This is a genomic window from Borrelia persica No12, assembly GCF_000500045.1.
Taxonomy (GTDB): domain Bacteria; phylum Spirochaetota; class Spirochaetia; order Borreliales; family Borreliaceae; genus Borrelia; species Borrelia persica.
In genome coordinates this window covers 1-362 of sequence record NZ_AYOT01000151.1, presented here as the reverse complement: position 1 = coordinate 362, position 362 = coordinate 1, and the positions used below count along the sequence as shown (strand labels likewise).

Annotated in this window: 1 pseudogene; it reads right to left on the bottom strand. The window is 28.7% G+C overall.

From position 1 onward, the window contains the following. Positions 1 to 362 (bottom strand): annotated as a pseudogene (locus tag U881_RS12800) (DUF244 domain-containing protein); the annotation flags it as partial.

Below are 362 nucleotides of genomic sequence, written 5' to 3'. Positions count from 1 at the left end.
TCACGTAAAAGATCTAAATCAATGTTTTGAATGTCAATCTTACTGTCTGCTCTTAATGTTTTATAAATTAAATTTATCCCATGCTCTACTCTCTCAAGATGAGAAATTACTTCAATAACAAAATCGTTATCCCTTTTAATTTCACAATTAATTACTTCATTCCCTACTGTCAAAAATAAATTGCCTTTGCTTAAACCCGTACATGCAAGTTGTATTTGTACTTGTACATAATATTTAAAGAAATATTTACTCTCTATAAAATTACCAGTACGGTTATATTCCAATGCAGCTTCTTTTAACTGATAACTATCACTAGATTTAAGCTCTAAAAGTTCAGCTTCACCTTCTTTGTTTATAAACCA